At 71.9% G+C, this 5,064-nt stretch carries 3 protein-coding genes; 1 reads left to right on the top strand and 2 read right to left on the bottom strand.

The window, feature by feature from the left end:
* Window positions 1–179: 179 nt before the first annotated feature.
* Complete coding sequence (locus ACFYZL_RS25925) at window positions 180–3,587, bottom strand: hypothetical protein (protein WP_388682188.1); 3,408 nt, start codon at window positions 3,585–3,587, stop codon at window positions 180–182.
* 481 nt (window positions 3,588–4,068) lie between these two features.
* Between ACFYZL_RS25925 and ACFYZL_RS25920 the strand changes: the two genes are divergently transcribed.
* Window positions 4,069–4,260, top strand: coding sequence for a hypothetical protein (locus ACFYZL_RS25920; protein ID WP_388682185.1), 192 nt, complete (start codon window positions 4,069–4,071; stop codon window positions 4,258–4,260).
* A gap of 141 nt (window positions 4,261–4,401) precedes the next feature.
* Here the strand turns inward: ACFYZL_RS25920 and ACFYZL_RS25915 are convergent, their stop codons facing one another.
* Window positions 4,402–4,902 carry a DUF1877 family protein gene (locus tag ACFYZL_RS25915; protein WP_388682182.1) on the bottom strand — a complete coding sequence of 167 codons (501 nt, stop codon included), beginning with the start codon at window positions 4,900–4,902 and terminating at the stop codon, window positions 4,402–4,404.
* Between the last annotated feature and the right edge of the window lie 162 nt (window positions 4,903–5,064).

The following is a 5,064-nucleotide window of genomic DNA, read 5'->3' as shown; positions in this document are numbered from 1 at the left end:
TTTTTGTTGTCGTGTGGGGCGGCGTTCCCGACCCCCCCCCGGGGGCGGCGGTGGCCCGGGTGGGGGTTGGTCTGCATGAGTGTGGCCACCCCACCCACCCCCCCCCCCCCCCAACGGGTGGTGGGCAGCGAGGTTCACGCCGGCTGCCAGGCCTCCTCAGGCCTCACCGGGTGCCTCGGTCAGCTGGGTCGGGTGCCTCCGGTGACGTCGAGGTGCACGACCACGATGTCGCGGACGGCGGCGATCGCCTCAGGGGCGAGGCGGCTCAGGAATGGCAGGGCGTGACACCAGCCGGTCGTGCCCAGGGCCGGGCGGAGGAGCCTGGTGGCCGCTTCCCCGTCGGGTGATGCCTCAGGAGTGACCTGCAGGGCCAGGTGCTGGATGGTGCGGGTGAAGGGGTCCGCTCGGGCCGGGTCGGGGCCGGGCAGCGGGCGGAGCGGTAGGCGCGCGAGGTGCGACGCCACGGCGGTCAGTGCCATCGCGCGGTGTTGCGGGGCTGCGGGCAGGTTGGCCACCCGCTCGGCGGTGTCGGTGTCGCCCAGTGCCGCGTGGAGCACAGCCAAGGCGGCCGTGGGAAAGTGCTGCGATCCGCGGTTCGCCATGTCACGGCTCAGCCAGTCCAGTTGCGTGCGGGCATCTTCTCCAGCGCCGATGCGCAGGAAGGCGTACACCAGCACGTCTTCCGGCTGCCAGGTGTGAGGGGCGCTCCGCTCGAACTGCGCGAGCGCTTCGTCCCGTACCTCGTCGACGAGCTGCTTCTGCTCGGGCGCGAGGTGGGTGGCGGCCGGGAAGAGCTCGGCCACCCTCGTCAGCAGCCCTTGGCTCCGGATCGCGTTGCGGGCGGCGTTCAGCCGGATCAGCAGCGGGAGCAGCAGTTCGCCCGCCTTCGCCGGGAAGAGGATCGCGAGTTCCGCGGCCACCGCGATACGGGCAGAGCTGTCGGTCTTCCGCCACGCGGCCCGTCGGCCGGCGCCGGTCGGCTGCCTGTCCTGCCGGATGAGGTCCATGGCGGACTCCACTTCCCCTGCGCGCGCCAGGGCTTGAGCGGCGTAGGACCAGGCCCAGTCCGGAGCGGTGGTGGAGGCGGCTGTTCGGGATGCGGTCTGCGCGTGCCTGCTCGCGTCGGCTTCCAGGCCCGAATCCGCGTACGCCATGGCCATGGCGGCGTGCACGCGCACCAGGTCGGCTGAGCTGTGCGCCACGGCGAGCAGCCGCTCGGCTTCTGCGGCTGCGCCGGTACGGATGAGCGCCGCTGCAAGGTCCGGGAGCCATACGGGACTGCGGCCCGTGCCCGGACCGGTCGTCGGCAGGAGGGTCAGGGCCTCCTCCAGGACGCGCTCGGCGTCGCCGTCGGCGCCACGGTCGGCCAGCCGGAAGGCCTCTTCGGCGAGCCTTTCGGCCTCAGTGACGGCGTCGCTGTCTTCGCCCTCGTCCCAGTCAGCGGGTTGTTCCAGTCGATCTCCGGGCTCGGCTGGGAGTACCTGTTCCGTGCGCTCCAGGAAGCGGTCGACCGTCTCCTGCGCCGCGCCGACATCGGTGAGTGCCTGACAGAGCATGGCGAGCGTGTTGTGGAAGCCGAACTCGATGTGCAAGGCATCCGGTGGCAACAGCGGATGGGCGCCTTCAAGCAGTACGACTTCGACGTACCGGCAGGCCGCACCGGCGAGCTGCTCGGCCTCCGCCGACCTGGCCTCCGCCACGAATGAGGCGGCGGCCGCGAGAACGGAGACGCTTTCCAGGGTCGGGGCCTCGGCCCAGACCTCCTGTGCGTGCTCCAGGACCCGATCGTGGAGGCGGTCGCCACGCTCCGGAGCAACAGCGGCGACGGTCTGCCAGAGTCGAACCGCGGCGGCTGCCGCATGTCCTTCCGCCGGATCTCCGGCGGCCAGTTCCTCGGCCTGCTCCTCCAGTCCGTCCAGGAGCTCCGCCGCGGACTCCGGGTCGTGGGACAGCAGCAGGCGGGCGGCCTCGGCGCAGGCCTCGTTGCGGGCCGAGCTCGTCCCGTGTGTGGAGCGGAGCAGTTCGAGAGCGTCCTCGTCGTGCTTGCCCGTCTCCAGCAGGGCGAGCGCTGCCTGTCCTACCGCAGCCTCCGCGTCATCGGCGGCGTGACCGATGTGGCCTGCCCGTTCCAGCGCCGTACGCGCCCAGTTCCCTGCGTCCACTGCGGCGTCGGCGGCCTGTTCGTGGCCCATGGCGTGCAGTACGTGGGCCACGCCGGCCAGGCCCAGTGCCTTGTCGGCGGCATGCCCGGAGGCGCCGGCCAGGGCCCTGGCACGTCGTGCGTCGCCGAGCCGGGCGATCGTGCGTGCGATGGGGTGGGGCAGCGGGCGTACCTGTGCCAGCAGCAGCTCCCGGGCGGCCGAGACCGCGGCCGCACGGGCCGGGCTCGGTGGCGTCGTACGGTCGTCGCCGGGCAGGGCGAGGAGGCTTAGGTCGGCGAGGGCGACGTCGGGCCCGGACCGCTGGACGAGGCGGAGCTGGCGGTGCGGGTCGAGGACCAGGGCCGCCAGCCGGTCGATATCGCCGCTCTCGCGTACGAGGTGGGTATAGCCGGTGAGGAGGTAGTTCGGGGTGCTGTCGGGCCAGTGCGCGTCCCGGTATTGGCGGGCCCAGCCGTGCAGGTCCTCGGTGCATGCGGCGAGGAATCGCCTGCCCAGTTCGCCTCGCGCGGTGTCGTGCAGCTCACGGTGGGCCGGGACGAAGGTCTGCCGGCCGGCTTCGGCCTCCGCCTCGGCCCGCGCGTCCAAGGCCAGTAGGTCTATGCGGGTGGGAGCCATGGAACGGCCGGCCACGCTGCGGAGCTTCTCCTGTACGTCGTACTGCGTCAGACCAGTGAGCTCGGCCAGGTTCGCCCCGGTGAGCGCGCCCTTCGCCGAGACGAGCAGACCCAAAAGGCGTCGGCCGAGGTCGCGGTCGGCCAGCAGGGAACGCAGTTCTGTCAGGGCCATGTCCCGGATGACCTGTGCCGAGGGTGAGTCGGTCAGGCGGCGGGTGATGGCGGGATCCCGCAGAGGGTGGTCGGGTGCCAGGTTCGGCGGGGCACCCGGGTTGGGCCGCCCGGTGACGATGACACGCATGCCTTGCGGGGGCTGCTTGGGCAGAAGCCCCGCGATGCCTGCAGACTCCAGCCCGGCGTCTGCGTCCTCGTCGAGACCGTCAACGATGAGGAGGAGGCGCCGCCGCCGTTCCTTGCTCGCACGCGCAGCCACCTCGTACAGCGCGTTGAGGTCGGGGTGTTTGCTGTCCACCTCCGGCAGTCGTTTCCCCTCCGCAGCGGCGGCCAACTGCTTCCGGACCTCCCGTACGAAGGCGTCGCGGCGATCGGTACCCAAACGCCCGGCGATGACGTAGTGCGCGGCGTCGACCCCGTCGGGCAGGCAGTGTGTGGCGAACCAGGCCAGCAGGGCGGTCTTGCCGGCCCAGGGGCCCGCCTGCCACCGGAGGTAGGCGGGTGCATCGTCGGGAGCCGTCGCGAAGGCCGCCAAGGCGGCCAGTTCTTCCTCACGCCCGACCAACTCGGAGGGCAGGACGTCCCGGAGAGCCGTGGAAGGTCCACGCAGCAGACGACCCTGCGACGTCGCCTTCACGCGGAGACCTGGGCCCCCCTGCCTACTCTTGCCTGCTTTTTGGGCCTCATCGAGCATGCGTTCCCAGGCGGCTGCGGATATCCGGTGGTACCCCTGCGTTCGGCCCGCTGCTCGGTCCCCCAGGAAGGGGATGAGCACCCGCAGCACGTAGTCGACGTATTCAGGCTTGCGGGGGACGTCAACGCCCCGGCACCAGTCGCTGAGTCTCTGCACACTCACCCCGTGCTTCGCCGCCAGGCTTCGTAACGACAGCGTCTGCCCTCCACCAGCAGCTTCAAAGAGCCGCTTGAGAGCGTCGCCGAAGCGTGGGCCGCTGCCCGCCGAAGAGTTCACCGGACGCATTTTCATTCCCCCTCTGACCTGCGCACTTGAAGCCGATCCCGGCGCTCCGGAGATCGCCGGACACCTACCGGACAGCGGATACCTGTGGAACCGCGCCCGGCGGGGCAGACCACCGGGCGACAACCCCAAGGGGATTCGCATGTCCGTCCTGCTGACCGTCCTGGAATCCGTCCTCCAGGAGGCTGCCACCCTCTCCGCCGCCACCGGCCTGGCCTACACCGGCGCCATCGCCACCGTGGCGGCCTCCTCCGTCCTGTTCCGCAACCCGCAGCGCCGGCGCGACGCCCGTGCCACGCTCACGATCCTGATGCGGCGCGGCGGGAAGCGTTGACCTCTGCGGGTCTGGTCCCGACGGGGCCGTAGGGCGTACCCTCGGCCCCGGTTGGGATCCCCCGCGTGTGCGGGGATGGCCCCCGTTAGGAGCAGAGCCTCCTTCGCCCCCGCGTGTGCGGGGATGTCCAGCTCCCTGGGTTCAGTCGATCCAGAGCAGCATGCCGTCGCCCGCTGCGGCAGCCGCCTCGAAGAACGCGGTCAGCTCCGGGAACAGGTCGGCGGCCCATCCCAGGGCCTCCGGTGAGTCCCAGATCGACGGGTAGATCTCGGCGCGGGCAAGCTCGGCGGGCTCGACGTCCTGGACGAGTCCGGCGTAGCTCAGCCTTCGCAGTGCTTCGGCTGCCGACCGGACGCGGGCCGGAGGCAGGAAGCGTGGGGGCTCGTACCCCCACTCTCCGGCGCCCGGGACCTCTTCCTCCCCCATCACGATGTCGACGGGGAAGTCCGCGCGCCGCAGCAGGAAGTCGAGCATGTGCCAGGTCTGGCCGGTGGTGAAGTGCCGGGCGTCCGGCGAGGTGGTTTCGTTCTCCTCCGCCGCGTCCATCGCTTCCTCGGCCAGGCCGTAGGCCCAGTCGGGATCCTTGAGGGTGCGCTCCCACTCGTCCGGCGTGATGCGCAGGTACTCCCCGTTCATGCTCATGCGGGGCAGCCTAGGACGAGGGTCCGACACATCCTTTCGTACCGCCCTGAGGGGGGGGGGGGGGGTGGGGGGGGGGGGGGGGGGGCCCCCCCCGCGGGGGGGGGGGGCGGGGCGCCGCCCCGGGGGCCCCCCCCCCCCCCCGGCCCCGCCCGGCCGGCCCGC

Source organism: Streptomyces sp. NPDC001717, from assembly GCF_042892775.1.
Lineage (GTDB): Bacteria > Actinomycetota > Actinomycetes > Streptomycetales > Streptomycetaceae > Streptomyces.
This window is presented reverse-complemented; position numbering and strand designations above follow the sequence as displayed.